The sequence below is a fragment of the Labrys wisconsinensis genome, from assembly GCF_030814995.1.
GTDB lineage: Bacteria > Pseudomonadota > Alphaproteobacteria > Rhizobiales > Labraceae > Labrys > Labrys wisconsinensis.
On record NZ_JAUSVX010000007.1, the window covers coordinates 65,609 to 92,268 of the forward strand.

The window sequence follows — 26,660 nt, forward strand, 5'->3', positions numbered from 1 at the left end:
ACGTCCAGTCTGGGTGATTGCCGGCCGGGAGGGTGCCAGACCAACGAAGCAGGGGCGGCTCGCGCCGCGTTGCCCGCCAAGGCCTTGAGATGGCGCGAGATCCTCGAGCCGCCCCGGCGTCGGAGAATCGAGCTGTTCGGCACCTATCCACAGGAAAGTTCAGCATGATGGCGCTCACTCCAGCCCCAAGCACCGCCGCCGGGACGCTGGCGACCGACATCCGGGCCCGGCTTGGGGAGCTGACGCCGACCGAGCGCCGCGCCGCCCATGTGCTCTTGTCGAACTATCCCTTCGCGGGGCTGGAGACGGTGGCGCAGTTCGCCTCGCGCGCCGGTGTCTCGGCGCCCTCGATCCTGCGCTTCATCGCCCGATTGGGCTTTTCCGCCTATGCCGACTTCCAGCGCCGGCTGAAGGAGGAGCTGGAGGCGCAGCTGCAATCGCCGCTGATGAAGCAGGCGCCGGCCGCCAGGTCCGCCTCGCCGCTCGCCGACTTCGCCAATGCCGTGATCGCCAACATCACCCAGACCTTCGACGCCATCGCACCGGCCGAGTTCGAGGCGATCCTGGCGCTGATCTGCGACACCAAGCGGCGCATCCATGTGGTGGGCGGGCGGCTGACCGAGGCGATCGCCCTCTATGCCGTGCGGCATCTGCGCGTCATCCGCCCGGACGTGGTGCTGATCGAGGGCCAGGCCGCGACCTGGCGCGATCAGGTCATCGATTTCGGCCGGCGCGACGTGCTGATCGTCTTCGACATCCGCCGCTACCAGGAGGACGTGGTGATGCTGGCCGAGGAGGCGGCCGAGCGCAGCTCGACCATCGTGCTGTTCACCGACCAGTGGCTGTCGCCGATCGCCAGGCTCGCCAAGCACGTCATCTCGGCGCGGATCACCGTGCCCTCGAACTGGGATTCCAACGCCGCGCTCTTCTCCGTGGTCGAGGCCTTCGTCGCCGGCGCCACCAAGACGATGTGGGAGATGGCCGAGGCGCGGATGAACGCTCTGGAGGAATTGCGCAAGAAGACGCGCTGAGCCCTGGTCGCCGGCGCCTGCCGCCCGAAGCCCGGGACAATGCGCCGAATGGATTTCCGAGCGCGGACCGAAAGGCAGATCTTGCCGATGGCGGCGGATCGAGAGACTTTCGCCCACGCAGGGGTGGGCCGCCCGGAAGGAATGGAGATCTCGACGATGCCCGGAAGCCGTTGCGTCCCCGGAGAGCGCCGGTGAGCGCGAACGTCATCGTGCTGCAAGGCCTCGATCACCATCGCAAGGGCCGATTGGACCAGGCGGAAGCCCTCTACCGCAAGGCGCTGGCCGCGAACCCCGGCGACTTCGATGCGCTGAACCTGCTCGGCGCCCTGCTGATCCAGCGCGGCGCCGCAGGGCAAGCCCTCGCGCCGCTGACGGAGGCCACGAAGCTCAGGCCGCGCAATCCGGATGCTCTCATGCGGCTGGCGAGCGTCCATCGCAGCCTCGGCGACCATGCCCGGGCGGAACGGTGCTACCGCAAGCTCATCCAGATCGAGCCGAACTTCGCCGACGGTCACTTCAACCACGGCAACCTGCTCGCCGCCGTCGGCAGGATCGACGAGGCCGCGGGCGCCTACAGGCGCTGCATCCAGCTGCAGCCACGCCATGCGGCGGCCTACCACAACCTGGCCGAGCTGCATTGCGCCGTGGGACAGTCGGAGGCCGGTCTCGGCTACTTCAAGACCCTCCTGCGGCTCGAGCCGCACTCCGCACGCGCGCATCTCGGACTGGGCCTCGCCCTGGACGGGCTCGGCCGGCTCGAGGAGGCGCTCGCCGCGAACGAACGGGGGCTGGCCCTGGAGACGGCCGGCAACGACATCGGCGCGGCCGCGGCCGTGCTCGGCGTGCGGCAGAAACTCTGCGCCTGGGACGGATGGACCGCTCTCCGGGACCGGATCGGGGCCACTCCACCCGGCGTCTCCTGCAACACGATGCCGTTCACGTTGCTGGCCGCGCTCGACGAGCCGGCCCTGCATCGCCGCGCGGCGGAAGATTTCATGGTCGGCAAGAGGCTGCCGACGCGCGCTCCGCCATCGCCCGCGCGCGATGCCCGGCGGATCCGCATCGCCTACCTCTCGGCCGATCTGCACGTGCACGCCACCACCGTGCTGATGGCGGGCGTCCTGGAGGCGCACGACCGATCGCGCTTCGAGGTTCATCTCGTCTCCTGGGGCGAGGACGACGGCAGCGCCATGCGCAAGCGCCTGAAGGCGGCCTGCCATCAGTTCCACGAGGTCCGGCAATCGCCCGACATCGACGTCGCCGACAGGCTCCGCTCGCTCGACATCCATATCGCCGTCGACCTCAAGGGTCATACGCGCGGCGCGCGCCCCGCCCTCCTGTCGCTGCGCCCGGCTCCGATGCAGGTGGGCTATCTCGGCTATCCCGGCACGATCGGCACGGACTGCCTCGACTACGTCATTGCCGATGCCTTCGTGCTGCCCTTCGACCAGCAGCCCTTCTATCCCGAGCGGATCGTGCATCTGCCGGGGTGCTACCAGCCCAATTCCGATGCGCGGCAGGCGGGGGACCGGAAGCCGCGCCAGGCCTGCGGCCTGCCGGAGAGCGGCTTCGTCTTCGCCTGCTTCAACAACACCTACAAGACGACGCCCGAGGTCTTCGCCGTCTGGATGAACCTGTTGCGCGCGGTGCCGGACAGCGTGCTCTGGCTCTACCGCGACAACCATGCCGCCGGGGAGAACCTGCGGCGCGAGGCCGAGGCTGCCGGCGTCGATCCCGGGCGCCTCGTCTTCGCCGACAAGGTCGTGCTCGAGGACCACCTCGCCCGCATCGGCCATGCCGACCTGTTCCTCGACACCCTGCCCTACAACGCCCATACCACCGCCAGCGACGCGCTCTGGGCGGGCGTGCCCGTCGTCACCTGCGCCGGCCGGTCCTTTGCCGCCCGCGTCGCCGGCAGCCTCCTGCATGCGGTCGGCCTGCCCGAGTTGGTGACGGAACGGCCCGGCGACTACGAGGCCCTCGCCCTCGCCCTCGCCCGCGACCCGTCCCGCCTTGCCGGGATCCGGGACAGGTTGCGGCACGCCGTCGAGACATCCGCCCTGTTCGCCCCGGCGGCGACGTGCCGGCATCTCGAAGCCGCCTATGAGGGCATGTACCGCCGATGGCTCGACGGCCAGGCTCCGGAAGCCTTCGCCGTTCCCGCGGCCTGACCCTCGGACCGCCTCCGCCTCACTCCACGCGGATCAGCGCGCTCGCGGTCCGGCCGCGGGCGTCGATCACCGAGAGCCGGGCGAAGCCCCTGGACGGCGCGTCCCAGCTCGCCTGGCGGCGGACCTCGCCGGTGACGATCGGCGTGCCATCGACCAGCCAGGTGAAGGGCGGCGCGCCGCCCATGGCCTTGAGGGCGAGCGCGGCGTCCGGCCCGCTCGCGCCGATGTCGACGCGCGCACCATTGGGCGGGAAGGAGATGCTGAGCGGCGCGTCGCCCGGGCCCGACGACGCCGTCACCGGCAGGCCGTCCGGCCGGAAGCGCTGCAGCGCCACCGGCAGTTCCTCGGTGCGGGCGAAAACGACGCCGCGGGGCGGCGCGGCCAGGGGGACCCGTCGCTCGCCGATGCGCTGGAAGGCGTCGAACAGCACCGGCGCGGCGCTGACCCGCCCGACCAGGCCGGGAACCGCGGCGCCGTCGGGCCGGCCGATCCAGACCGCCACGGTGTTCGCCCCGTCGAAGCCCACCGCCCAGGCGTCGCGATAGCCGTAAGAAGTGCCGGTCTTGTAGGCGATGCGCCCGCCGAGCGCATTCTCCGGCGGCGGCGCGCCGATCAGCACGTCGCCGACCTGCCAGGCGGCCGCCGCCTCGAGCAGCCGGCGGGTGGAGGCATCCTTCGCCACCCGGTCCTGCGAACGCCAGACCAGGGGCAGGGAATCGCCGTCCCTGGCGAGAGCGAGATAGAGCGTGGCGAGGTCGGTGAGACGCACGCCGGCCCCGCCGAGACCGACGGCCAGGCCCGGCGCCGCGTCCGGCGGCAGCACGGCCGTGACGCCGGCATTGTGCAGGCGCGCCACCAGGCGGGTCGGGCCGACCGCCTTCAGCAGCATCACCGCCGGCACGTTGAGCGACTGCTGCAGCGCCCGGCGCATGGTGACGGTGCCGCGGAAGCTCTCGTCGAAATTTTCGGGCTGGTAGGCCCCGAACCGGGCCGGCCGGTCGTCCACCAGCGTCTCTGGATGGGCGAGGCCGTCCTCGAAGGCGAGGCCGTAGATGAAGGGCTTCAGCGTCGAGCCGGGCGAGCGGATCGCCTGCGCCAGGTCGACCTGGCCGGCCCGGCTGCGGTCGAAATAGTCGACGCCGCCGACATGGGCGCGCACTTCGCCGCTGACATTGTCCACGGCGAGGATGGCGACGGAGACGCCGCCGCCGAGCGCCGCCGCACGCCCGCGTGCCAGGGCCTCGAGCTGCTCCTGCAGCGGACGCGACAGCGTCGTGCGCTCGACCGTGCCGTCGGCGTCGCCCTTGGCCAGGCGTTCCGCCACATGGGCGGCCAGCATCGGGAACGGCTTGCGCCCCTGCGGCGCCGGCTCCAGCCGCGCCGTCTCGGCCTGGTCGGCGCCGACCGCCCCCCTGGCGGCGAGCAGGGCGAGCACCCGGTTGCGCGCCGCAGCGGCGACGGCGGCGCCGCGGTCGGGCCGGCGGACCTCGGGCGCCTGGGGCAGCGAGACCAGGAGCGCGGCCTCGGCGGTCGACAGGCGCTTCGGCTCCTTGCCGAAATAGGCCAGCGAGGCGGCGCGCACCCCTTCCAGATTGCCGCCATAGGGCGCGAGCGCGAGATAGAGGGTGAGGATCTGGTCCTTGGACAAGGCCCGCTCGAGCTGGATGGCGCGCACCATCTCGACGAGCTTGGCGCCGAGCGTGCGCTCCGGGCGCGGCTCCAGGAGGCGCGCCACCTGCATGGTCAGGGTCGAGCCGCCGGAGACCACGCGGCCATGGCGCAGGGCCTGCCAGGCGGCACGCAGCAGGGCCCGGGCATCGACGCCGGGATGGCGGTAGAAGCGCTTGTCCTCATAGGCGACCAGCATGGCGAGGAAGCGCTTGTCCACCTCGCCGGGCGTCGCCGGCAGGCGCCAGAACCCGTCCGCGGTGGTGAAGGGCCGCAGCAGCCGGCCCTCGCGGTCGACCACCAGGGGCGAATAGGTGATGGCCTGACCGAGCGGCGGCGGACCGAGGCGGCGGAGCAGTTCCGAAACGCCGAAGCCGATCGCGTTGACCACGACGATGGTCGAGAACAGCGCCGCGCAGACGATGCGGAAGCGGCGGGCGTTCATGGCAGGGCCAGTGCATAACCCCCCTCTCCCGGCCGGGAGAGGGGCAGGGGTGAGGGCCTAGACGGTGCCGTCCCGGGCCGGGACGCCCCGGCTTCGGGAGTCGTATGGTTCAGACCTACTCTTCGATCGGGTACACCCGGGCCGATCGGACAAGACCTCGGCGCGCCTCCTCCTGTGAGGCTTAGACCCTCACCCCTGCCCCTCTCCCGGCCGGGAGAGGGGTCTCGCGCCCATTCTTGAAAGCTCGTCACTTGTCCACCACCGTCAGCGTCGAGGTCTCGCCGCGGGCGAACAGCCCGGGGCGGTACATGTCCTCGACGCTGGCGCCGGGATGGACATATTTCCCCGGCGCGACGGCGCGGACCATGTAGGCGACCTTGGCGGTGCCGTCGCTGAAGGCCGCGACGAAGCGGTCGTCGCGGAACTCGGCATGGCTCGCCTGGGTGAGATCGGAGAGCCAGGCGAGCTTGCCGGTGTTGCCGGAGCCGACCAGGTTCGGGTTCTCGATCTCGAAGCCGGCCGGCAGCGGATCGACCAGCAGGAAGTTGCCGTCCTTGTCGTCGCCGGTCGGGCCGGCCGTCAGCACGACGACGAGCCGCGTGTTCTGCTTCACCGTCGCCGGATCGACCGGCTGGCCGCCCTGGGTGAAATATTGCCGCGTCACGGTCATGCCGTTGGCGGAAGCGGGCTCGGGCACCTTCGGCGAGCCGGAGACGGCGACCACCGCCCTGAGCGCGCCCTCGCCGGGATTGGCCACGGTGAAGGGGCTGGCGAGCCCCGCCTCTCGGAACACCTTGTAGAAGGCGCCCTGGCGGGCCTCGCCGTCGACGGTGAGATGGATCGAGCGCGCCTGCGCCACCACGGCGCGGGCCGCCAGCACCATCCAGGTCATCTCCTGGGTGGAGGCATAGCGGCTCTTCTCCCGCTCGGTCGCGATCACCGTCGCGGCGGCCTTGATCACGGGCAGGCCCGCGTCGGTGTCGCCGGCCAGCGCCACGATGGCGGCGGCATCGCGCAGCGGCGAGCCGTAATCGGAGCGGCTGGTGCGCTCGGTCTCGTCGGCTTCGGCGGCCAGGGCATCCCCGGCAGCGGCGAAGGCCTCCTCGGCGCGCGGCTTGTCGCCGAGCATGCCGAGCGCCGCCGCGATCTGGGCCCGGGCCAGCGCCGTGCCGAAGGATCCGATCTTGGTGTCGGCGAAATATTTGAGGTCGCCGGCCGGGGCGCGGCCGGCGCGGGCCAGGGTGTAGAGGGCATAGGCGATGTCCTCGCCCTTGCCGTCCTCGACCTCCGGCGCGTTGCCGACGCGGTTCCTGAGATAGTCGACCGCATTGGTCAGCGCCTGCTCCGGCACGGCGAAGCCCTTCTCGCGGGCCCGCAGCAGGAAGTCGGTGACATAGGAGGAGAGCCAGAGGTCCTCGCCGTTGGCGTCCCACAGGCCGAAGGCGCCGGAGGCATCCTGGCGGGCGAGCAGGCGCTGCACGGTGTCGGCGAGGCGCTGGTCGACCTCGCCCTCGAGGTCGATCTCGGCGCCGCCGAGCTCGCTGAGATAGAGCAGCGGCAGGGCACGGCTGACGAGCTGCTCCGAGCAGCCATAGGGATAGCGGTCGAGCTCCTTGAGCAGGCCCGGCACGTCGAGATCGGTGAGCGGGCCGACCGAGAGCGACACGGCGCCGGTGCCCGGCACCATCTCGGCCAGCAGGTCGTTGCTCAGCGTGATCGAGCCGCCCTTGGCGGCGATGTCGCGCACGGTGCGGCGCGTCACCGGCGGGTTGGGCGGCAGCACGCCGAGCACGAAGGACTGGTCGATGGAGACGCCGCCGGGGCCGGCCAGCGTCGCCACCAGATGAGCCGTGCCGATGCCGGAGGCGGTGATCGGGATGATCACCGGCGTGCGCGCGCCGGCCGCGCCGATGGTCACGGTCTGGTAGAGCGCCGAGGCTTCGGCGGCGATCGGGCCGTCGACATTGACGGCGAGGGTGTAGTCGCCGGGCTGCGCCTCGGCATTGAGCAGGTCGAGGCGGAAGCGCGACTGGTCGCCGTCGGAGAGGAAGCGCGGCAGGGTTCCGGCAATGACCACGGGGTCGCGGACGATGACGTCGGCCGAGGCATGGCCGACCTTGGTCGGCGTCCAGGCCACCGCCATCACCCGCACGGTGCCGTTGAAGGCGGGGATGTCGAAGGAGACCTGCGCCGTGCCGTCGGCGCCGACCTCGACGATGCCGGAGAACTCGGCCAACGGCGCCTGCGCCGGCGGCGAGCCCTGCAGCGTGTCGGCGCCGCCGTCGCCGCCGGAGCGGATACGCCCACGCGCCCCCTGCATGCCGTCGATGAGCTGGCCGTAGAGGTCGCGCAGCTCGGCGGCGAGCCGCTTCTGGTCGAAGTAATATTTCTCCGGTTCCGGCGGCTTGTAGCCGGTGAGGTTGAGGATGCCGACATCCACCGCCGCGACGGTGACATAGGCCTTGTCGCCGGCGGCCAGGCCCTCGATCTTCACCGGCACCGTCAGCGCCTGGCGCGGCTTCATGGTGCCGACCGGCGAGAGCGCCACCTTCAAGGTGCGCTCGTCGCGGTCGATGCCGAACCAGGCGAGGCCGATCGAGCGGGTCGGCATGCGCTTGGCCGCGACGTCCATCGGCCGGAAATGGGTGACCACGACATAGGCGCCGGTGCCCCAGTCGCTGCCGACCTTGATCGGGACGGTGGTGCCGCCTTCGGGCACGTCCACCAGGCTGGCGAGGAACTGACGGTCGCCGACCACCTCGACGCTGGCCTTGCCGGCGAAGCGCGCGTCGATCTTGACGTTGAGGGTGTCGCCGGACTTCACGCTGGTGCGGTCGAGCGCCACCGGCAGCATGTCCGGCGTGTCGGCCTTGGACGCGGTGTAGTAGCCGGCCGAGAAGGTCCGGCTGGCGGGCTGCAGCCCCTCGCCGACGAGCTCGAGGCGGTATTCGCCCCATTCGACCGGCGTGGACAGGGTCTGCGGCGCATCCGCGGCGATGTCGATGGTGCCGCCGGCGATCTTGCGGGCCGAGGTCACGGCCTCGTAGTTCCAGGACCCGTCGGTGGAGAACCATTGATAGGTGGTGGTCAGCTTCTTCAGCGACCAGGTCACGCCCTTGGCGGCGATGCGCGCGCCGGTCGGGTCGACCGCGATCAGTTGGAAGCTCGCCGGCCCGCTGTCCGGCACGCCTTCGCTGCCGAAGCCGGCCTTGACGGCGAGCATGGGCCTGGCCGAGGCGACCGGCAGGCTGGTGCTGCGCTCGACGCCGCGCCCGCCGGGCTCACGCATGCGGATGGCGAAGTCCGCCTTCAGCGGCCGGGTGGTGGTGGGCAGCTCCGGCAGCGGCACGGTGAGGTCGGCATGGCCCTTGGCGTCGGTCTGCGCCAGGTTGTCGATGGTGTTCTGCACTGCATCGACGGTCTCGTCGGTCAGGCCGAAGGCGTAGCCCTTCCACTGATCGAACGGGGTGTCGTCGACCGAGACGGAGACGTCGCCCTCGAGGTCGAGATCGGCGGCGGGCGCGCCGAAGAGATAGCGGCCGTCGACGGTGAGCTTGGCGCCGGTCGCGGGCGCGACGCGGTCTGCCGCGCTCTTCAGGTCGAACTCGATGCGGTCGGGCACATAGTCCTCGACCAGGAACGAGGTCTCGCCGACCGAGGCGGCCTTGGGATCGGTATAGGCCTTGACGCGCCAGGTGCCGCCGGCGGCCGACTTGATCAGCGGGATGTCGAGCGTGCGCCCTCCCCCGCCCTGGTCGTTCAGCACGGTGCGGGAATATTCCACCCCGTCCGGCCGCTCGACGATCAGCGTCACCGGCGCGGCTGCCACCGCGTTGGCCTTCTCGTCGCGCAGCAGCACGGCGGCGTGCACGGTCTCGCCGCGGCGATAGACGCCGCGCTCGACATAGACGAAGGCGTCGATCGCCCCGGGCGGGTCACGGCCGGCGACGCCGCGGTCGGTGAGGTCGAAGGCCGACTGGGTGATGTCGATGAAGCCGTAGTCGCCCTTGGTGTCGGAGGCGACGACCAGGGCCGGCTCCAGCCCGTCCGTGCCCTTGGTCAGGCCGGCGTCGAAGGCGGCCGCGCCGCTCGCGTCGGTCCTGACGGTGCCGAGGACCTCGTTGTTGCGGGCGATGAGGCGCACCTCGACATCGGCAAGCGGGCCGGCGGTGGCGATGGAGCGCACCGAGACGTGCAGGCCGTCCTTGCCCTTCAGCGTGGAGAGGCCGAGGTCGGAGACCACGAACCATTGCGTCGCCTGCTCGGCATCGTTGTCCGCCGGCTTTTCCGCCGGCCGGGCGGTCATGACATAGAGGCCGGGCTCGATCTTGCCCAGCGCCTCGTCCACGGGAAAGGCTGTCGTCACGTCCTCGTTCAGGGTCGAGGCCGTGTCGAGCGTGCCCTCCCAGACCTTCTGGCCCTTGGAGCGGGCGATCTCGGCGGCCTGCGAGCCGTAGAGCTGCTGCAGGAAATTGGCATCGATCACGGTCGCGGTGAGGCTGCGGTCGCCGACGCGGTAGAGCGCGAGCTTGGCCTGCTTGGAATTCACCGAGACCAGCGGCACGCCGTTCTGGCCGGTGCGCGGCAGGACGTAGCTCTTGCCGGCGAAGTGCACCGCCGGTGAGCGGTCGCGCACATAGATCTCGTATTCGGCGTCCTTGGGCAGCGTCTCCTCGACGGCGGAGGGCAGGCCCTGGCGGGCGGTGATGGTGTAGCGCGCACCGTGCTTCAGGCCCTCGACGCAGAGCTTGGTGCCCTGCACCGTGACGGCCGTCACCGGCCCGGGATCCTGGGTGAAGTAGGGCGCGAAGTCGGTCACCGTGCCGTCGAGCGGATCGGAAAACTGGAAGCAGATGCGCGGCTGCACCGCATCGCTCTCGACGGTGTAGTCGCTGATGCGGAAGCCGTGCTCGTCGCGCAGGTCCTCATAGGCCTTCTGCACGGTGTCGTCGGGGGCGAGCGCCAGGCTCGCCTTGTAGGCGTTGAGGGCGGGACGCCAGTCCTCCTTCTTCGCCAGCGCCTGCGCCAGGACGCCGAGGCTCGCGGCCTGGTCGGCCGGGCGGGTGGAAAGTCGATAGGCCATGACCGCGGCCCCCAGCGCCTTGTTGGGCAGCTCGTAGCCGTCCTGGTCGTTGAGAGGCTCGGCCGTCAGCAGGAGGTCGGCCAGCTTGGCCCACAGGGCGCGATCCTGCGGCGATTTCGACAGGACCTGCTCGACCACCACCGCCGTGTTGCGGGCGTTGCCGGCGCCTTCCGTGGTGGCGAGGTCCTTCTGCAGCTGCGCCAAAGGCTTGGTGACGGACTTGGCGAGGCCCGTGAGCGTGCGCTGATACGCGGTGACGGCCCAGTCCCAGCGGTCGGTCTGGAAGGACCTCGCCCAGGCGCCGGTCGCTCCGAAGAGAAGCAGCATGGTCGCCAGGGCGAGCCACAGGCCCGCCTCGAAGCGCCAGGGGAGCTGCCGCCGCGCCGCGGGTCGAGGCTTGCCGCGGGCGGCCGACCCTGCGGCGTTCTCCTGCGGAAGCCTCCCCTGCCCATAGCCTGTGCGAGCGGCGATCATGGCGGCCTCCTGTCGAACGCTTCCGGGCCGCCCCTGGGCGCAGGCGCGGCATGGTTCGGCGGGAGACTAAGGGGAGGCCTTGCCGCCCGCAATCGACGGGCGGGAGAATCTTGACGGTCCGTTACCTGGGAAACAGAGCGTTGGCCGGGGTCCTTCTCAACGCAGAAACGGCGGCCTGGAGGCCGCCGTTTCCGAGCTCCGAGACGTTTTGCCGAATGTCAGCGCAGGAACTGCAGCACCGCCTGGTCCGCCTGCGAGGCGAAGGACAGCGAGGTGGTCTGCAACTGCTGGCGGGTGTTGAGGGCCAGGAGGTTGGCGCCTTCCTCGTTGGTGTCGGCCAGGGTCAGGTTGTCGGCGCCGACCTGCAGCGTGTTGGTCAGGGCCTTGGTGAAGTCCTGCCGGTTCTGCACGATCGACAGGTTCGAGCCGAAGGCCGAGGCCTGCGAGCGCAGCTTGGTCAGGGCGTCGGAGAGCTGGTCGAGGCGGGCATCGAGCGCCGAGTCGGACCCGAACTCGTCCGCCGTCGCGGCGCTGATGCCGAGCGTCGTGGTGTTGATGCCGCTGGCGTTCGTCGACTGGATCGTCAGGCTCGAGGTGGAGGACTCGTTGAAGTTGAGCTTCAGCTTGTCGCCCTTGAGCAGGTTGGTGCCGCTGAAGGAGGCGTCGTCCGCCAGCTTGTTGAGCTGGTCGCGGACATTGTTGAACTGCGTCACCAGGTTGTTGCGCACTTCGTTGCCGGCGACCGACCTGACGCCGGAGCCGCCGTCGAACTTGCTGGTCGCGGCGTTGTAGCCGGTGATCGACAGGCCGGAGGTGAAGTCGTTCTCGATGCGCAGGTTGCCGCCGTCGTTGGAGGCGCGGACCTTGCCCTGGAGCTTGGAGTTGTTGTTGATCGCATCGACGATCTGGTCGACGGTCTTGGGGGTGGTGCTGACCGTGGCCGAGGTGGTGGTGGCGGTGAGGCCGGTGGCGGTGAGAGCGGCGGCGTCGCCGCCGACGGTGACGTCGTTGCCGGAGGCGTTGGTCAGCACCAGCTTCGTGCCGGCCGCGTCCTTGGAGGCGACGATGCCGGAGCCGCCGGTGGCGGCATTGATCTTGTCGATGGTCGTGTCGAGCGTGTCGCTGGTGGTGAGGGCGACGGTCACGGCGCTGCCGCCGTTGACGTCGTCGGCCTGCAGGGTCAGGTTGCCGGCGGCGGCTGGGGCGGCGAAGTCGCTGGCGCCGGTCACCGTGGTGGTGCCGTTCAGGGCGACGCTGACGCCGGTCGAGCCGACGGCGCCGCCGGCGAAGCTCAGCGACTTGAGGGTCGTGGTGCCGATCGCGTTGCCGTCGAGGGCGTAGGACGCGCTCTTGAACGACTTGTCCTGGCGGGCCTGGCGCACGGTCGCCTGCAGCGACTCGATCGAGGTGGTGATCGCCGTGATGCCGTCATTGGCGGACTTCAGCGTCTGGATGCCGTTGGAGATGCCGTCCAGCAGGTTGGTCAGGTCGCTGGAGCGACTGGTCAGCGAGGCGGCGGTGAAGAAGTTCGACGGGTTGTCGAGCGCCGAGTTGACCTTCTTGCCGGTCGCCAGGCGACCCTGCGTGAGATTCTTCAGATCGGCGGTCTGCTGCAGGTTGAGCAGATTGGCGCGGACGCCCGCCGAGAGCGTGATATTCGAAGCCATGTCGTTGTCCCAATCCCCAGGCGGGAACCCAATCCTTGCCCGCTCATGGTTAAAAGATGCCTGAGCACACTTAATGGGCAGTTAACCTTAACGAGAACGCGCGCTCATCTGCGGCACGCCATCGAATCCGCCTGGCGAAGCCTCGTCAGCCGGGCGTCGTCGGTCCGACCTGCCGCCATTCCAGGCCGAACCGTGCGAGATACTTGCGCAGCCGGTCCGCATCGTTGGCGCTGCCCTTGCGGGCCCGCGAGGCGGCGAACAGAGCCCGGCCGGCGGCGCTGAGCGAGGCATGGCGCCGGCAGACCCGCACCACTTCGGCAAGCTGGACGCGATCGAACAGGTCGAGCTCGGCCGCCCCCGGGCCGAGCAGCCCGGCGAGACCATCTTCGCCGCCGCCCGTGGAAGGCCGCGCCCAGAGCCGGCGCAGGCGCTCGATCTCCTCCTCCACCACGGCCTGGGTGATCCGGCCCGACGGCGCCAGCGTCGCCAGGCGGGTGATCGACGCCCCGAGGTCGCGGAAATTGGCGCGCCATTCCGCTTCCGGCGACATGGCGAAGGCGAGGTAGCGCTCGCGCGCCTCGCGGTTGAAGGTCGCCTGCACGCCCTCGGCCTTGGCGTAGCGCCGCAGCTCGAACTCGATATTCGGCTCGATGTCCTCGCGTCGTTCCTTGAGGCCGGGCAGGTCGAAGGTCCACAGGTTGAGCCGCGCCAGCAGATCCTCGCGGAACCGGCCGGCCGCCACGTCCTCGGCGAGGTCGCGGTTGGTGCCGGCGATGAGCTGGAAGTCGCTCGCCACCTCCCGGTCAGCGCCGACGGGGGGAAAGCGCTTGTCCTCGATGGCGCGCAGGATCATTGCCTGCTCGTCCGGGCCGAGCTCGCCGATCTCGTCGAGGAACAGGATGCCGCGGTCGGCCGAGCGCAGCAGGCCGGCCCGCTCCTGCAGGGCGCCGGTGAAGGCGCCTTTGACATGGCCGAACAGCGCGGACATGGCGCCGTCGCCGCGCAGGGTGGCGCAATTCACCTCGACGAAGGCGCCGTCGACCTGGTGGCGGCTGCGCTTCAGATCGTAGATCCGCCGCGCCAGCTGCGACTTGCCGGCGCCGGTCGGCCCGCACAGCAGCAGCGGCGCGCGCGAGCGGACGGCCACCTGCTCGATGCGGTCGATCATGCGGTTGAAGGCTTCGCTGCGCGTGGCGATGCCGGACTTCAGGAAGGAGGTCGCCTCGACGGCCTCGACGCGGAAGCGCGTGGCGATGCGGTCGTAGCGCGACAGGTCGATGTCGATCAGGCCGTAGCCGCCGGCGCCGCCCTCCTGCCCGCCCCTGGGCGGGGTGAGCTGCAGGATCTGCGCCGGGATGTAGCGCGCCTCGATCAGCAGGAACCAGCAGATCTGCGCGACATGGGTGCCCGTGGTGATGTTGACGACATAGTCCTCCCCGTCCCGGTCGAAGGGATAGGCCCGGGCGAAATCGTGCAGGGCGCCGTAGACCTCCTCGAAATCCCAGGGATCCCTGAGATTCATGACGGTGGAGCGCACCTGCGTCTCCGGCGAGACCTGGGCGATGTCGGCGCAGACCCGACGGGCCAGGGATTGCGACCGGGTGTCGTGCAGCAGCTCCAGGCGATCGACGACGAAGTCCTCGTGCTGGCAGAGCGCCACGGTGGGGCGCCAGCGCTCCCAGCGCGCCTCCAGCTTGCCCGCATCCATGGTCGTGCCGAGGAAGCCGAACACCACCCGCCGCCGCGCCATCACCTGATCCTATAGGATAAGTCTGTATATTCTTATATCGATTTTCTCTCGACGTCGACTCAGGTCCGACCAGGCCTCCGACACGGGCCGAAAGAATTTATCCTTCTTCACCAAATAGTTGCTGGAAAATCTGGATCGGCGAAAGGACGTTGGCACGCTCCTCGCTAAAGGAAGTTCGAGCCTGGCGACCGCCGAGCTCCAGAGATCGAAGCCCGGAGGCACGTCATGGCCAACAAGTCCGTCTTCGCATCCTTCGTGGGCAGGATGCTGCCCGGCGCCGCCGACCGCAATCGGGAGGGCGCGCCGGCCTATGCGCTCACGCCGAAGCACCGGCTGGCCCAGCTCGCCATGACCGGGACGCTCAACGGCACCTTCTATGCCGAGGCAGAGGCCCAGCTCACCGACGTGCTGGCGGCGGCTGCGGCGGTCGAGCCGGGCTTCATCGCCCGCACGGCGGTCCATGCCCGCGAGAAGGGGCACATGAAGGACATGCCGGCGCTCTTGCTGGCGCTGCTCTCGACGCTGGCGTCGCCGGAGTTCCCGGCCGCCTTCGTCCGCGTCGTCGACAACGGCCGCATGCTGCGCAACTTCGTGCAGGTGATGCGGTCGGGCGCCGTCGGGCGCAAGTCCCTCGGGACCCGCCCGAAGAAGCTGGTGCAGGCGTGGCTGGAGCAGGCCTCGGCGATCGAGATCATGCGGGCGGCGGTGGGGCAGGATCCCTCGCTCGCCGACGTGATCAAGATGGTGCATCCCAAGCCGCGGGACGCCGAGCGCGCCGCGCTCTACGCCTGGCTGATCGGGCGGCCCTACGACGTCGGCGCGCTGCCGGCGGTCGTCGCGGCGTTCGAGGCCTTCAAGCGCGACGCCACGGCGCCGGTTCCCGACGTGCCGTTCCAGATGCTCACCGCGCTCCCGCTCACCCGGGAGCACTGGGCGGCCATCGGGCGGCAGGCCGGGTGGCACATGCTGCGGATGAACCTCAACACCTTCGCGCGCCACGGCGCGTTCGAGGTCGAGGGATTCGCCCGGCACGTGGCGCGGCGGCTGGCCGATGCCGAGGCGATCCGTCGGGCGCGGGTGTTCCCGTACCAGCTCATGGCAGCCTATGCCATGGCCGGGACGGGCGTCCCCGCCGCGGTGCGCGAGGCGCTGCAGGACGCGATGGAGGTCGCGGTGGCCAACGTGCCCGCCGTGGCCGGCCGCGTGGTCGTGTGCCCCGACGTGTCGGGCTCGATGGGTTCGCCCGTCACCGGCACCCGCAAGGGCGCGACTTCGAGCGTGCGTTGCATCGACGTCGCGGCCCTGGTGGCGGCGGCGTTCCTGCGGGCGAACCGCTCGGCGCGGGTCGTGCCGTTCGAGCAGGAGGTGGTCGAGATCGGCCTCAACCCGCGCGATTCGGTGATGACCAACGCGGCTCGCCTGGCGGCGATCGGCGGCGGCGGCACCAACTGCTCGGCGCCGCTGGCCAAGCTGGCGGCGGAGCGCGCCAAGGTCGACCTCGTCGTGTTCGTCTCGGACAACCAGTCCTGGGTCGACGCGACGAGCACGCCGCGGCGCGGGACGGCGATGATGCAGGCCTGGGACGTCCTGAAGAGGTACAACCCGAAGGCGCGCCTGGTCTGCATCGATCTCCAGCCCTACGGCACGACGCAGGCGCAGGAGCGTCGGGACATCCTCAACGTCGGCGGCTTCTCCGACGCGGTGTTCGACGTGATCGCGGCCTTCGCCCGGGGCGAGCTCGGCGCAAAGCACTGGGTGGGCGAGATCGAGCAGATCTCGCTCTGACGACGACGGCCGGGGGGAATGCTCTCGGGACTCCATCGGCTTCGTGGCGATCCTCGGACACGCGCGAAGGGCTGCTTGCGCAGCGCTGTCTCGAGGTCCCTCGTCCCCCCGGCCTTTTCGAACGACCATGGCGAATGCCTGCGGGACTCCATCCGCCGACAGAGCGCCGACGGCAGGAACCGTCGCCCGGCTCACCGTTACCGGGAGCTCAGTCTCGCAACGCCTCGTCGCCATGGCCTTCGAGGGAGGCACCCTGCGGCATGACGAATGCCGGCGGAACTCCATATTAGCCGGTTCGAATCCGGCATCCCCGACATGCGCGTGGGACCGCAGCTCTGCAGGTGAGCATATGACAACCGGTTTCGTCGATCTCGTCGTCATGCCGTCCCCGCGGCTCGAATGAAATGAAACCGATTGGAAGGAGGCCGCGACGAATGCCGGCGGAACTACAGAGCTTCAAACTCCCGGGTTGCGGGTTCGAATCCCGCCGGGCTCACCATGCGAGCCCGTAGCTCAACGGATAGAGCAGGACGTTTCGCCAATCCCTCGTCGTCGCGGCCTTCCCGCCTGCAGGAGAGTGTCATGAAAGAAGCCCTCAGCAAGTTCCTCAGCTATGTCCTGCGCCATGCGCCGCAGTCGATCGGCCTGACGCTGGATGCGCAGGGCTGGGCCGAGGTGGATGCGCTCATCGCCAGGAGCGCGGCCGCCGGACAGCGCTTCGACCGGGCGATGCTCGCCGAGCTGGTGGCGGCCAACGACAAGAAGCGGTTCACGCTGTCGCCCGACGGCACGCGGATCCGCGCCGCGCAGGGCCACTCCGTCGCCGTCGAGCTGGGCCTGGCCCCGTCGACGCCGCCGGACCGGCTCTATCACGGCACGGCAACCCGCTTCCTCGCCGCCATCCTGGCCGAGGGGCTCAAGCCCGGCTCGCGGCAGAAGGTCCACCTCTCGGCGGATCGGGAAACGGCACGGCGCGTCGGGCTCCGGCACGGCAAGCCGGCGATCCTGATCGTCGAGGCCGGGGCCCTGCACCTGTCCGGCCAGCCGTTCTGGCAGGCCGACAACGGCGTCTGGCTGACGGACCGGGTCGACCCGGCCTTCCTGCAGCCCGCCGAACCCGATGACGATCCGAACAGCGAGTGACGACGATGTCCGAAGCGCGCACCTATGATTTCCTGAGCGAGGCGTTCGACGCGGCGCGGACGGCCAAGGCCGTGCCCGTGAAGATGTGGACGCGCGGCGTGCCGGTCGACGCATCCTCGATGCAGCAACTGCTGAACACCGCCGGCATGCCGTTCATCCACAAGTGGCTGGCGGTCATGCCCGACGTCCACTACGGCAAGGGCTCGACCATCGGCTCGGTGATCCCCACCGTCGGCGCCATCATCCCGGCCGCCGTCGGCGTCGACATCGGCTGCGGCATGATGGCGGTGCGCACCTCGCTCGTCGCGTCCGACCTGCCGGACACGCTGGCGCCGGTGCGGTCCGCCATCGAGCAGGCGGTGCCGCACGGGCGGACGGTCGGGCGCGGCGGACGCGACAAGGGCGCCTGGGGCGACCTGCCCGAGGCCACCGCGTCGGCCTGGGCCGGGCTCGACGCCGGTTTCGCGGCGATCGTCGCCAAGCACCCCAAGCTCGCCAGGGCCAACACGGCCAGCCATCTCGGCACGCTGGGCACGGGCAACCACTTCCTCGAGGTCTGCCTCGACGAGGCGGACCGGGTCTGGTTCGTGCTGCACTCGGGCTCGCGCGGGGTCGGCAACGCCATCGGCTCGTATTTCATCGAGCTGGCCAAGGCCGACATGCGCCGCTGGTACATCAACCTTCCCGACCAGGATCTCGCCTATTTCCCGGAGGGCACGACCCATTTCGACGACTATGTCGAGGCAGTGGAATGGGCGCAGACCTACGCGATGATGAACCGGCAGGTGATGATGCAGAACGCCATCGACGCCGCGCGGAGCGCGATCGCCACGCCTTTCGAGGCGCATCTCGAAGCGGTGAACTGCCATCACAACTACGTCGCGCGCGAGCACCACTATGGCAAGGACGTGCTGGTGACCCGCAAGGGCGCGGTGCGGGCGGCCGAGGGCGTGATGGGGATCATTCCGGGCTCGATGGGGGCCAGGACCTTCATCGTGCGCGACCGCGGCAATGCCGAGAGCTTCTGTTCGTGCTCGCACGGCGCCGGGCGGGTGATGTCGCGGACCGAGGCCCGGCGGCGCTTCACCGTGGCCGATCACGTGGCCGCGACGGAAGGGGTCGAATGCCGCAAGGACGAGGACGTCATCGACGAGACGCCCAAGGCCTACAAGGACATCGACGCCGTCATGGCGGCACAGGCCGATCTCGTCGAGATCGTGCACACGCTCCGCCAGGTCGTCTGCGTCAAGGGATGATCGCCGGCTCCGCCGGCAAGAAGACCACGAAAGCCGAGACCATGATCACGATCGATGGTGCCCAGGGAGAAGGCGGCGGCCAGATCCTGCGCACCGCCCTCACCCTGTCGATGGCGACGGGCAAGCCGTTCCAGATCGACAGGATTCGCGCCGGCCGCGCCAAGCCGGGCCTGATGCGCCAGCACCTCGCCGCGGTGCGCGCGGCCGCGGCGGTCTGCGGCGGCCGCGTCGCCGGCGACGAGCCGGGCTCGACGCGGCTGCGCTTCGAGCCCGGCCCGGTGCGGGCCGGCGACTACATCTTCGCGATCAACTCGGCGGGGTCGACGGCGCTGGTGCTGCAGACGGTGCTGCTGCCGCTCGCCCTGGCCTCGCAGCCCTCCAGCCTGGTGCTGAGGGGCGGAACGCACAACGGCAATGCGCCGCCCTTCGAGTTCGTCGACAGGGCGCTGCTGCCGCTGCTGCGGCGGATCGGCCTCGCCGTCACCGCCGGCCTGAAGCGGCCCGGCTTCTATCCTGCCGGCGGCGGCCAGGTCGAGGTGGCGATCGCCCCGGCAGACGACCCGCTCCGGCCGCTCGACATCCTGGAGCGTGGCGAGTCGCGCGGGCGCAGCGCCGAGGCGATCCTGGCCAACCTGCCCTTCGCCGTGGCGCAGCGCGAGCTCGACACGCTGCGCGCGGCCTTGGACTGGCCGGTCGGCGCCATGCAGCCGAGGATCGAGACGCAGGCCGACGGTCCCGGCAACGTCCTGGCGGTGACGCTGGTCTTCGAGGCCGTGACCGAGGTGGTGACCGGCTTCGGGGAGCGCGGCCTGGCCGCCGAGACGATCGCCCGGGATGTCGCCGGGCGAACCGCGGCCTATCTCGGCTCCGGCGCGGCGGTCGGCCCGTTCCTGGCGGACCAGCTGCTGCTGCCGATGGCGCTCTGCCGCGGCGGGCGGTTCTCGACCGTGCAACCGACGGCGCACACGACGACCAACCTGGCGGTGATCGGCGCGTTCCTCGATGACATCCGGTTCGAGGTCGCCGCCGCGGAGGAGGCGCGCTGGACCATCGGCGTGTCGAGCGCCCGCTGGGACGATGCGCCGATCCGGACTATGACGGCGGCGCCCTGAGGCGACGCCGCCGTCGCCCCCTGCCCCATCGACACCTGCCCTTGCGTCCGCAGGGGAAATGCCCTGGAATGGCATCTCCTCTCGGTTGTGCTCCGGCCGGATCCTCGCCATGCGCAGTCTCCTCGTCGCCTTCGCCGCGCTCATCCTCGGCGTCGCACCGGCATGGGCGGCCAAGCCGCCGGCAAAGCCCGCGCCGGAGACCATGCGCGTCGTGCTGGTGCACGGCGACGAGACGGGCTGCGCGCCGCACTGCGCCGCCTGGATCTCGGCGGAAGGCACGATCACGTCGCAGACTCCGGCCGCCTTCCAGCGCCTGATCGGCGCCAGGGGCTTCGAGAAGGTGCCGGTCGTCATCCGCTCCCGCGGCGGCGACGTCGAGGCGGCCATGGCGATCGGCCGGCTGATCCGCGCCCACAAGCTCGACGTGGTGGTCGGGCGCACCTTCTTCGAGCCCTGCATTCCCGGCAGCCGGGACTGCGACGAGGCGGCCGGACGAGGCCTGACCGGCTCGACCTCGTCCTGGCGCGCCTTCTGCGCCTCGGCCTGCTCGGAGATCCTGGCCGCCGGAACGGGCCGCTTCGTGCCGGCCGATGCCGTCGTCGGCGTGCACCAGGTGGTGCGGACGGGCACCTTCGTCCGGAAGATGCTGACCTTCTCGGTCCGCCGCCGGCTGGTCGGCGGCGTGCCGGTGGAGGTCAGCCGCCGCCTGGTGCGCGAGAGGGTGGTGTCCAGCCAGACGCGCCAGGTCCCGACCAGCCAGGCCTATTACGACCGGATCGGGCGCTATTTCCGCGCCATGGGCATCGGCGAGGCCATCATGCCCATCATGGAGGCGACGCCGTCGGCCTCGATCCACTGGATGACGCGCGAGGAGCTCGACCAGTGCGGACTGGCGACGGGCATGGTGGCGCCGCAGAACGTGGTGGAGATGGCCAACCTGGCGCTGCATCCGCGCCCTGTCGCAGCGGCCGCTCCCCCGCCCGCGCCGATAGCACCAGCGGTCGTGCCTGCAGCGACGACGGCGCAGCCTCATGCCGCCGCCCCGCTTCCTGCGCGCCTGTCGGCCATGGGCGAGGCGCAAGTCGGTCGCTTCCAGGGCGCTCCGGTCACGGTGTTCGTCGCCTTCGCCTGGGAGCGTGGCTCCGCCTCGGTCGAAATCTCGGCGACACCTCTCGTCTCGCAGGGTGAGGTTCCGCTTTCCGACCTGCGGGTTCTAGTCCGGCCCGCATCCGCTCCGGACATGCTGCTCGCTGCCGACCATGCCGGCACCGGCCTCACGGCCCTCATGCCGAAATCGGCGTTCTGCGCATTGGCCGCGGATCCGAGGCTGAAGATCGACGTCGCCTCCTCGGGGACGCCGGCCATATCGGGCGAGACGCTCTATACCAGCGTCGGAGCGTTTCACGATATCCGACCGATCCTGGGCGCCGCCTGCGCTCCGCCGGGCAGCCTGGCCTCCGCCCCGCCCTGAGCCAATGGCTCCCGGCCGCTGGACGCGAGCGGCGAGCGATTGCAGGATCGGGCCTGGGGTGCGACATCGGCGGAGATGACCGGCCCCCGGCCGATTCACGGAGACCTGCCGATGCAAACGGGCGAGCGCGGACGGAATGGCACTCCCGGGACCGAACCCACCTTCGAGGATACGGACGAAACGCCGGCGGCTCTCGCCGAGCTCGGGGACTACGTACCGGAGTCCGCACCCTGGGTCCGTCTGGACGAGGAGAATGGCAGCTTTCCCGGGAAGCTGACGGGACGCCTGAAGCAGCTCGACCGCGAGCTCGTGCTCCTGCCCTTCGAGGAGCCGATGCTGATCAGCGAGCTCGACGGCTTCGTCGCCGGCCTGCTGGTCAGCCCGAATGCGGTCCCACCCGCCGAGTGGCTGCCGCTGGTCTGGGGTGCGGACGGCGAGAATGGCGAGGGTGACGAGCCCGCGTTCGAGCGCACCCGTCAGGCCGAGAAGGTCGTGCGCCTCGTCATGCAGCACCACGACGCCGTCGCTGCCGCCCTCGCCAAGGGAGGCCTGTCCTACGAGCCGATCTTCGATATCGACCCCCGCAACGACGACGTCCTGTGGGAGCCATGGGTGGTGGGCTTCATGAAAGGCTACGCCGTCCATCCGCCGGAACGGGAAGACTGGCTGAGCGGCGACGAGGAGGCAGAAAGCGCCCTCAGCGCGCTGGTAGCATTGGCCGCGATCGACAGCGGCGAAAGCCTTGTCGACGAGGAGAAGGCGGAGGAGCTGACGCAGTCGGCTCCCGACATCATCCCTCTCTGTGTCGAGGCGCTGCACGCCTGGAAGGCGAAGCAGCCCGCCGCCCAGGCCGCGTCCATGCCGGTGCCGCACTTCGGCAAGGTTGGCCGCAACGACCCCTGCCCCTGCGGCTCCGGCCGGAAGTACAAGAAATGCTGCCGCCAGGATTGACGGTCGCGGGCGGGCCGCGGCCGCCGTCGGCGACCGCGGCCGGGGTCAGCGCGTCGCGTCGAAGACGATGGTCTTGAGGTCCGACATTTCCAGGAGGGTGTGCCGTCCGCCGGTGCGGCCGAGGCCGCTGCCGGTGCCGGCGGCGCCCCCGGCCGGGATGTGGGCCTCCCAGTAGCAGCTCATCTCGTTGACGTTGACGATGCCGACCTTGAGCGCCTCGGCATAGCGGAAGGCGTTGCGGATCGTCGATGTGAACACCGCGGCGGAGAGGCCGAAGCGGCTCGAGGCGGCGAGCGCCAGCGCCTCCTCCTCCGTCTCGAAGCGCAGCACCGGGGCGATCGGCCCGAAGGACTCCTCGAGGTTGAGCAGGCTGTCGGCGGTCAGGCCGGCGACGACGGTCGGTTCGAAATGCAGCGCCGTCGGCAGGCCCGCGGCCCGGCCGCCGCCGCGCAGGACCGAGGCGCCGCGCCGGCGCGCATCCGCCATATGCGCCTCGACCTTGGCGAGATTTGGTGCGTTGTTGAGCGGGCCCATGGTCGTGGCGGGGTCGAAGGCATCGCCGAGCCTGACCTTGTCGGCGGCCGCGGCGAGACCCTCGACGAGCGCGTCGTGCACCGAGGCATGGGCGAGGACGCGCTCGGTGGCGGTGCAGATCTGGCCGGCATTGGCGAAGCAGCCGGCGCCGATCCGCGCCGCGGCCATCGCCACGTCGGCATCGGCCAGCACGATGGACGGGCCGTTGCCGCCGAGCTCGAGCAGGAGCGGCTTGCCCGCCGCCCGCCGGGCGATGGCATGGCCGGTCTCCGTGCTGCCGGTGAAGCCGACGGCGTCGGTGCCGGGATGGGCCACCGCCTCGTCGCCGATCTCCGGCCCGTCGCCGAGCACGAGGTTGACCACGCCGTCGGGAACGCCGGCTTCGATGAGGCACTCCATCAGGGCGACGGCAATGAGCGAGGTCGTGGGCGCCGGCACCCAGACCATGGCGTTGCCCGTCGCCAGGCCCGGGCCGAGATAGTAGATCGCGGGCAGCGCCAGCGGGAAGTTCCACGGCGTCACGATGGCGAAGATGCCCTTGGGCTGCAGGAAGCTGAAGGCGCGCTTGTTCGGATCCTGCAGGGGGAAGGCCGCCGTCTCCAGCCACTTGATCTGCTCGCCGGCATTGCGGAAGCCGAGGACGGCGCCGGCGACCTCGCCCTTGGCCTCGGCATGCAAGGGCTTGCCCTGCTCCAGGCACAAGAGGCGCGCCAGCGCCTCGGTGCGGGCCTCGATCACGTCGGCGATGCGGTGACAGAGCCTTGCCCGATCGAAGACCGGCATGCGGGCGAAGCCGGCGCCGGCTGCGCGGGCCGCGGCCACGGCGCGCCCGACATCGGCGCGGGTCGACAGGGCGACATGGCCGACCGGCTCGCCCGTCGCCGGGCTGGTGACGGCCAGGAACTCGCCGCTCGACCCCGGCACCCAGGCGTCGCCGATCCGGTTGAGGCCGAGGCGGCTCCCCGACGGCACGTCGGAGACGACGGCGAGCCCCTTGATCTGTCGCTCGAAATCGTGGCGGTGCGCCGCAGCGGTCATGGCTGTGTCCTCATGGAATAGGTGGCGACGAGCTTGCGGATCGCCGCGCGGGTCTCGCGCACGGCGGCGTCGAACAGGGCCGCGCCGCGCTCGGGGCTGGCGTCGGCCGGCGTGCCGATGACGCCGGTCGGGTTGATCTCCTCGAAGCCGCGCCAGACCACCAGGCCGCCGGCGGCGTAGAGATGCGGGTCGGGCCAGCCCGGCGGCGTGCCGCCCTCGGGGATGCGGTCGCGGCGCACCGCGGCGGCGAAGAGGTGCAGCATCAGCGAGGTCTCGAGGGCGCAGGCATGGCCCGTGCCGTGGGCGACATCCGGCAGGATCGCCGCCGCATCCGCGGCGATCAGGTCGAAATAGGTCAGGGCCGCGGCGCGGATGCCGGCCGCCCCGAGCTCGGCGACCGCCACCTGCAGCGCGCCGCGATTGCCGCCATGGCCGTTGACGATCACGGGGAGGAAGCCGTCGGCGGCGAGGCAGGCGCAAACGTCCACCAGCACAGCGATGAAGCTCTGCGGCCGGAGGCTGAGCGTGCCGGGGAAGGCGCGGTGATGCGGCGAGACGCCGAAGGGCATGGGCTCGGCGACGCGGATATCGGCCTCGCCCGCGGCGGCGGCCAGCGACACGGCGGTGGCGAGCCAGATGTCGACGCCGAGGGGCAGATGCGGGCCATGCTGCTCGACGGCGCCGACCGGCAGCAGCACCGCCCTGCCCCTGCCTTCGCTGGGCTCCCGCAGGTCGGGCGAGGTCGCCCAGGCCTGGCGGAGCGGTCCGGGATTGAAGTCGGGGGTCATCCCAGCCTCCGGTCGAGCCGCAGCGAGGCCGCGGTGAGGGCGGCGTCGCCGAGCAGCGCCGCCATGATGATCAGGCCTTTGAACAGGTCGATCGACGAGGGGTCGACGCCGAAGACCCGCAGGGCGTTGGTGAGCAGGCTGACGATCAGGGCGCCGACCACCACGCCGCCGACCGAGCCGCGCCCGCCGAAGATGCTGGTGCCGCCGAGCACGGCGGCGGCGATCGCGTCGAGCAGCAGGCCGGTGCCGCCGATGTTCGGCGTCACGACGGGCACCCGGCTGACCATCAGCGCGGCGGCGAGGAAGGTGAAGACGCCGGAAGCGACATAGACCAGCACGGTCTGGCGCAGGATCGGCACGCCGGCGAGCTCGGCTGCGCCGCGGTCGGAGCCGAGCGCATAGCTGCGCAGGCCGAAGCGGGTCATCCGCATCAGCCCATAGGCGAGCGCCGCGACCAGCGCCGTCAGCACGATGGCGGCGGGCAGGCCGGCGATCCGTCCGAAGCCGACCGCCTTGAGCACGGGGTCGTTGACGATCAGCACCCCCTTCTGGGCGACGGCCAGGGTCGCGCCCTGCACGGCGACCATGGTCGCCAGCGTGGTGACGAAGGGCGGGATGCGCAGGACAGCGATGACGAGGCCGTTGGCGAGGCCGACGGCCGCCATGGCGGTGCAGCCGAGCGCCAGCGCCGCCGGGAGCGGCAGGCCGCGGTCGAGCCCGCCGGCGATCAGGATGGCGCAGAGGGCGACGCCCACCCCGGCCGAGAGGTCGATGCCGGCGGTGAGCAGCACGATGAAGGTGCCGATGCCCAGCACGGCGATCGGCGTCGCCTGCGCCGCGATGTTGACGAGGCTCGCGGGCGCGACCACGCGCGGGTCGACGGCAGCGGAGGCGAGCAGCAGCGCGACGAGCAGGATCAGCGGCGTGAAGCCGAGGATGCGTCGCAGGAGGTGGTGGTCGAAACGCATATCGGGTTCTCCTCGCGCTGTTATGGTGACGAGGATGCATCGCCTCGGAGGCAGGGTACGCAACATCTGCCGCACGGGCACAGAGGACGAAACTCGACGCCTGCCGATCCCCTCCCCCTTGCGGGGAGGGGTACGGGGTGGGGGTCCATCAGGACAGGTCGAGCCCTATGACAACGCCCCCCACCCTTTATCCCTCCCCGCAAGGGGGAGGGAAGACACAGGCGTCGCGCTCCATTCGACACGCTGGTGTCGCGCCCCGCCGGCTTCCGCCTCCCACCTGCCCCGACCTCAGCCATCCCTCCCCTCATACCCGCCAGTCCTCCACCGTCTCCGCCTTGCCGCTCTCGACGCTGCGCAGGATGGCGTCGTTGACGGCCACCGCCCGCATCGCGTCCTCGACCGGCATCACGAAGGGCCGGTCCTCCCGGACCGCATTGGCGAAGTGGCGGATCTCCTCGAACAGGTCGCCGCTGATGTGGCCGTTGATGCTGGGCCAGTGCAGCCCGTCCGGCAGGCTCCAGGCGCCGCGCGAATGAAGGCGCAGGCCGTGGTCGCGCACGTCGAGGTCGATGATGCCCTCCGTGCCGATCACCTCGGTGCGGGCCCAGATGCCGGTGGGGATGTCGGAGGGCAGGCTCCAGCCGAAATAGAGCTGGCCGGTCATGCCGTTGCTCATCTCGACCGTCGAGAAGATCGCGTCCTCCGAGGCCACGCCCAGGCTCGGCATCAGCTTGGCGACCGCGCGGGAATAGACGGTCCTGACCTCGGCGCCGGAGATCCATTGCAGCGCATCGACGTCGTGGACGCCGAGGTAGAAGCACACGCTCGACGTGCCGTTCATGCGCGTGCCGATGTCGCGGACGGTGAAGCGGCCGCTGGTGGCGTGGATCGGCTCGCCGATCCGGCCGGCCTTGACCGCCTCCGCCGCCTGCACGTAGCGCGGATCGAAGCGCAGGATATGGCCGACCAACAGCCGCCCGCCCCCTGCCCGCTCCGCCTGCGCCATGGCCCTGGCGGCGGCGAGGGTGTGCGCCATCGGCTTTTCCACCAGCACGGCCTTGCCGGCCTCCAGCAGGGCGCAGACCACCTCCTGGTGCAGCCTGTCCGGCAGGGCGACGACATAGGCGTCGATGCCGCCGGCATCGAGGGCGTCCGCGACCGTCCGGAGGTAGCGCACGCCGAAGGCGTCGGCGACCTTGCGGCCCACGACCGGGGAGAGGTCGACGACCGCGGAGAGCTCGGCGACGTCGCTGCCGGCGATGGCCTGGGCGTGGAACTGGCCCATGAAACCGGCGCCGACCAGGGCGAGCTTGAGCTTCGACATG

At 70.8% G+C, this 26,660-nt stretch carries 16 protein-coding genes; 8 read left to right on the plus strand and 8 right to left on the minus strand.

The features are described 5' to 3' along the window. Window positions 1-164 precede the first annotated feature (164 nt). Complete coding sequence (locus QO011_RS18995; RefSeq protein ID WP_307275050.1) at window positions 165-1,031, plus strand: MurR/RpiR family transcriptional regulator; 867 nt, start codon at window positions 165-167, stop codon at window positions 1,029-1,031. A gap of 191 nt (window positions 1,032-1,222) precedes the next feature. Continuing rightward, the gene (locus QO011_RS19000; RefSeq protein ID WP_307275052.1) at window positions 1,223-3,202 is read left to right on the plus strand and encodes an O-linked N-acetylglucosamine transferase, SPINDLY family protein; all 1,980 of its coding nucleotides are present in this window, start codon (window positions 1,223-1,225) and stop codon (window positions 3,200-3,202) included. A 19-nt stretch (window positions 3,203-3,221) separates the two neighbouring features. Here QO011_RS19000 and pbpC read toward each other — a convergent pair whose 3' ends face one another. The 4 genes from pbpC to rtcR all read right to left on the minus strand — a co-directional run bounded on the left by pbpC (window position 3,222) and on the right by rtcR (window position 14,289). Then, complete coding sequence (pbpC, locus tag QO011_RS19005) at window positions 3,222-5,315, minus strand: penicillin-binding protein 1C (protein WP_307275054.1); 2,094 nt, start codon at window positions 5,313-5,315, stop codon at window positions 3,222-3,224. A gap of 247 nt (window positions 5,316-5,562) precedes the next feature. Further along, window positions 5,563-10,872 carry an alpha-2-macroglobulin family protein gene (locus tag QO011_RS19010; protein ID WP_307275055.1) on the minus strand — a complete coding sequence of 1,770 codons (5,310 nt, stop codon included), beginning with the start codon at window positions 10,870-10,872 and terminating at the stop codon, window positions 5,563-5,565. A 218-nt stretch (window positions 10,873-11,090) separates the two neighbouring features. After that, a complete protein-coding gene (locus QO011_RS19015; protein ID WP_307275056.1) occupies window positions 11,091-12,539 on the minus strand; it encodes a flagellin N-terminal helical domain-containing protein in 1,449 nt (482 codons plus the stop codon). A gap of 145 nt (window positions 12,540-12,684) precedes the next feature. Beyond that, the gene (gene rtcR, locus QO011_RS19020; RefSeq protein ID WP_307275058.1) at window positions 12,685-14,289 is read right to left on the minus strand and encodes an RNA repair transcriptional activator RtcR; all 1,605 of its coding nucleotides are present in this window, start codon (window positions 14,287-14,289) and stop codon (window positions 12,685-12,687) included. Between the two features lie 225 nt (window positions 14,290-14,514). Here rtcR and QO011_RS19025 point away from each other — a divergent pair, with 225 nt between their 5' ends. From QO011_RS19025 to QO011_RS19050, 6 genes are all read left to right on the plus strand, one after another. Beyond that, window positions 14,515-16,074, plus strand: coding sequence for a vWA domain-containing protein (locus QO011_RS19025; RefSeq protein WP_307275060.1), 1,560 nt, complete (start codon window positions 14,515-14,517; stop codon window positions 16,072-16,074). Between the two features lie 582 nt (window positions 16,075-16,656). Next, on the plus strand, window positions 16,657-17,217 hold the full coding sequence (locus QO011_RS19030; protein WP_307275061.1) for an RNA 2'-phosphotransferase: 561 nt from the start codon (window positions 16,657-16,659) through the stop codon (window positions 17,215-17,217). Window positions 17,218-17,222: 5 nt separating this feature from the next. Beyond that, window positions 17,223-18,473 carry an RtcB family protein gene (locus tag QO011_RS19035; protein WP_307275063.1) on the plus strand — a complete coding sequence of 417 codons (1,251 nt, stop codon included), beginning with the start codon at window positions 17,223-17,225 and terminating at the stop codon, window positions 18,471-18,473. A 41-nt stretch (window positions 18,474-18,514) separates the two neighbouring features. Continuing rightward, window positions 18,515-19,585: an RNA 3'-terminal phosphate cyclase gene (rtcA, locus tag QO011_RS19040; RefSeq protein ID WP_307275065.1), complete on the plus strand. Its 1,071-nt coding sequence runs from the start codon at window positions 18,515-18,517 to the stop codon at window positions 19,583-19,585. A gap of 109 nt (window positions 19,586-19,694) precedes the next feature. Continuing rightward, a complete protein-coding gene (locus QO011_RS19045; RefSeq protein ID WP_307275066.1) occupies window positions 19,695-21,056 on the plus strand; it encodes a COG3904 family protein in 1,362 nt (453 codons plus the stop codon). Window positions 21,057-21,167: 111 nt separating this feature from the next. Continuing rightward, window positions 21,168-22,007 carry a UPF0149 family protein gene (locus QO011_RS19050; protein WP_307275068.1) on the plus strand — a complete coding sequence of 280 codons (840 nt, stop codon included), beginning with the start codon at window positions 21,168-21,170 and terminating at the stop codon, window positions 22,005-22,007. 45 nt (window positions 22,008-22,052) lie between these two features. Here the strand turns inward: QO011_RS19050 and QO011_RS19055 are convergent, their stop codons facing one another. From QO011_RS19055 to QO011_RS19070, 4 genes are all read right to left on the minus strand, one after another. Continuing rightward, the gene (locus QO011_RS19055; protein ID WP_307275070.1) at window positions 22,053-23,579 is read right to left on the minus strand and encodes an aldehyde dehydrogenase family protein; all 1,527 of its coding nucleotides are present in this window, start codon (window positions 23,577-23,579) and stop codon (window positions 22,053-22,055) included. Further along, a complete protein-coding gene (locus QO011_RS19060) occupies window positions 23,576-24,367 on the minus strand; it encodes a creatininase family protein (RefSeq protein WP_307275071.1) in 792 nt (263 codons plus the stop codon). Before QO011_RS19060 ends, QO011_RS19055 begins: the two co-directional genes overlap by 4 nt. Continuing rightward, a complete protein-coding gene (locus QO011_RS19065; RefSeq protein ID WP_307275073.1) occupies window positions 24,364-25,335 on the minus strand; it encodes an ABC transporter permease in 972 nt (323 codons plus the stop codon). Before QO011_RS19065 ends, QO011_RS19060 begins: the two co-directional genes overlap by 4 nt. A gap of 304 nt (window positions 25,336-25,639) precedes the next feature. Continuing rightward, window positions 25,640-26,659 carry a Gfo/Idh/MocA family protein gene (locus QO011_RS19070; RefSeq protein ID WP_307275074.1) on the minus strand — a complete coding sequence of 340 codons (1,020 nt, stop codon included), beginning with the start codon at window positions 26,657-26,659 and terminating at the stop codon, window positions 25,640-25,642. Between the last annotated feature and the right edge of the window lies 1 nt (window position 26,660).

Coding starts and splice junctions, on each gene's coding strand:
- QO011_RS18995 (WP_307275050.1), top strand. CDS start 165: ATGATGGCGCTCACTCCAGCCCCAAGCACCGCCGCCGGGACGCTGGCG.
- pbpC (WP_307275054.1), bottom strand. CDS start 5,315: ATGAACGCCCGCCGCTTCCGCATCGTCTGCGCGGCGCTGTTCTCGACC.
- QO011_RS19010 (WP_307275055.1), bottom strand. CDS start 10,872: ATGATCGCCGCTCGCACAGGCTATGGGCAGGGGAGGCTTCCGCAGGAG.
- QO011_RS19015 (WP_307275056.1), bottom strand. CDS start 12,539: ATGGCTTCGAATATCACGCTCTCGGCGGGCGTCCGCGCCAATCTGCTC.
- rtcR (WP_307275058.1), bottom strand. CDS start 14,289: ATGGCGCGGCGGCGGGTGGTGTTCGGCTTCCTCGGCACGACCATGGAT.
- QO011_RS19025 (WP_307275060.1), top strand. CDS start 14,515: ATGGCCAACAAGTCCGTCTTCGCATCCTTCGTGGGCAGGATGCTGCCC.
- QO011_RS19030 (WP_307275061.1), top strand. CDS start 16,657: ATGAAAGAAGCCCTCAGCAAGTTCCTCAGCTATGTCCTGCGCCATGCG.
- QO011_RS19035 (WP_307275063.1), top strand. CDS start 17,223: ATGTCCGAAGCGCGCACCTATGATTTCCTGAGCGAGGCGTTCGACGCG.
- rtcA (WP_307275065.1), top strand. CDS start 18,515: ATGATCACGATCGATGGTGCCCAGGGAGAAGGCGGCGGCCAGATCCTG.
- QO011_RS19045 (WP_307275066.1), top strand. CDS start 19,695: ATGCGCAGTCTCCTCGTCGCCTTCGCCGCGCTCATCCTCGGCGTCGCA.
- QO011_RS19050 (WP_307275068.1), top strand. CDS start 21,168: ATGCAAACGGGCGAGCGCGGACGGAATGGCACTCCCGGGACCGAACCC.
- QO011_RS19055 (WP_307275070.1), bottom strand. CDS start 23,579: ATGACCGCTGCGGCGCACCGCCACGATTTCGAGCGACAGATCAAGGGG.
- QO011_RS19060 (WP_307275071.1), bottom strand. CDS start 24,367: ATGACCCCCGACTTCAATCCCGGACCGCTCCGCCAGGCCTGGGCGACC.
- QO011_RS19065 (WP_307275073.1), bottom strand. CDS start 25,335: ATGCGTTTCGACCACCACCTCCTGCGACGCATCCTCGGCTTCACGCCG.
- QO011_RS19070 (WP_307275074.1), bottom strand. CDS start 26,659: ATGTCGAAGCTCAAGCTCGCCCTGGTCGGCGCCGGTTTCATGGGCCAG.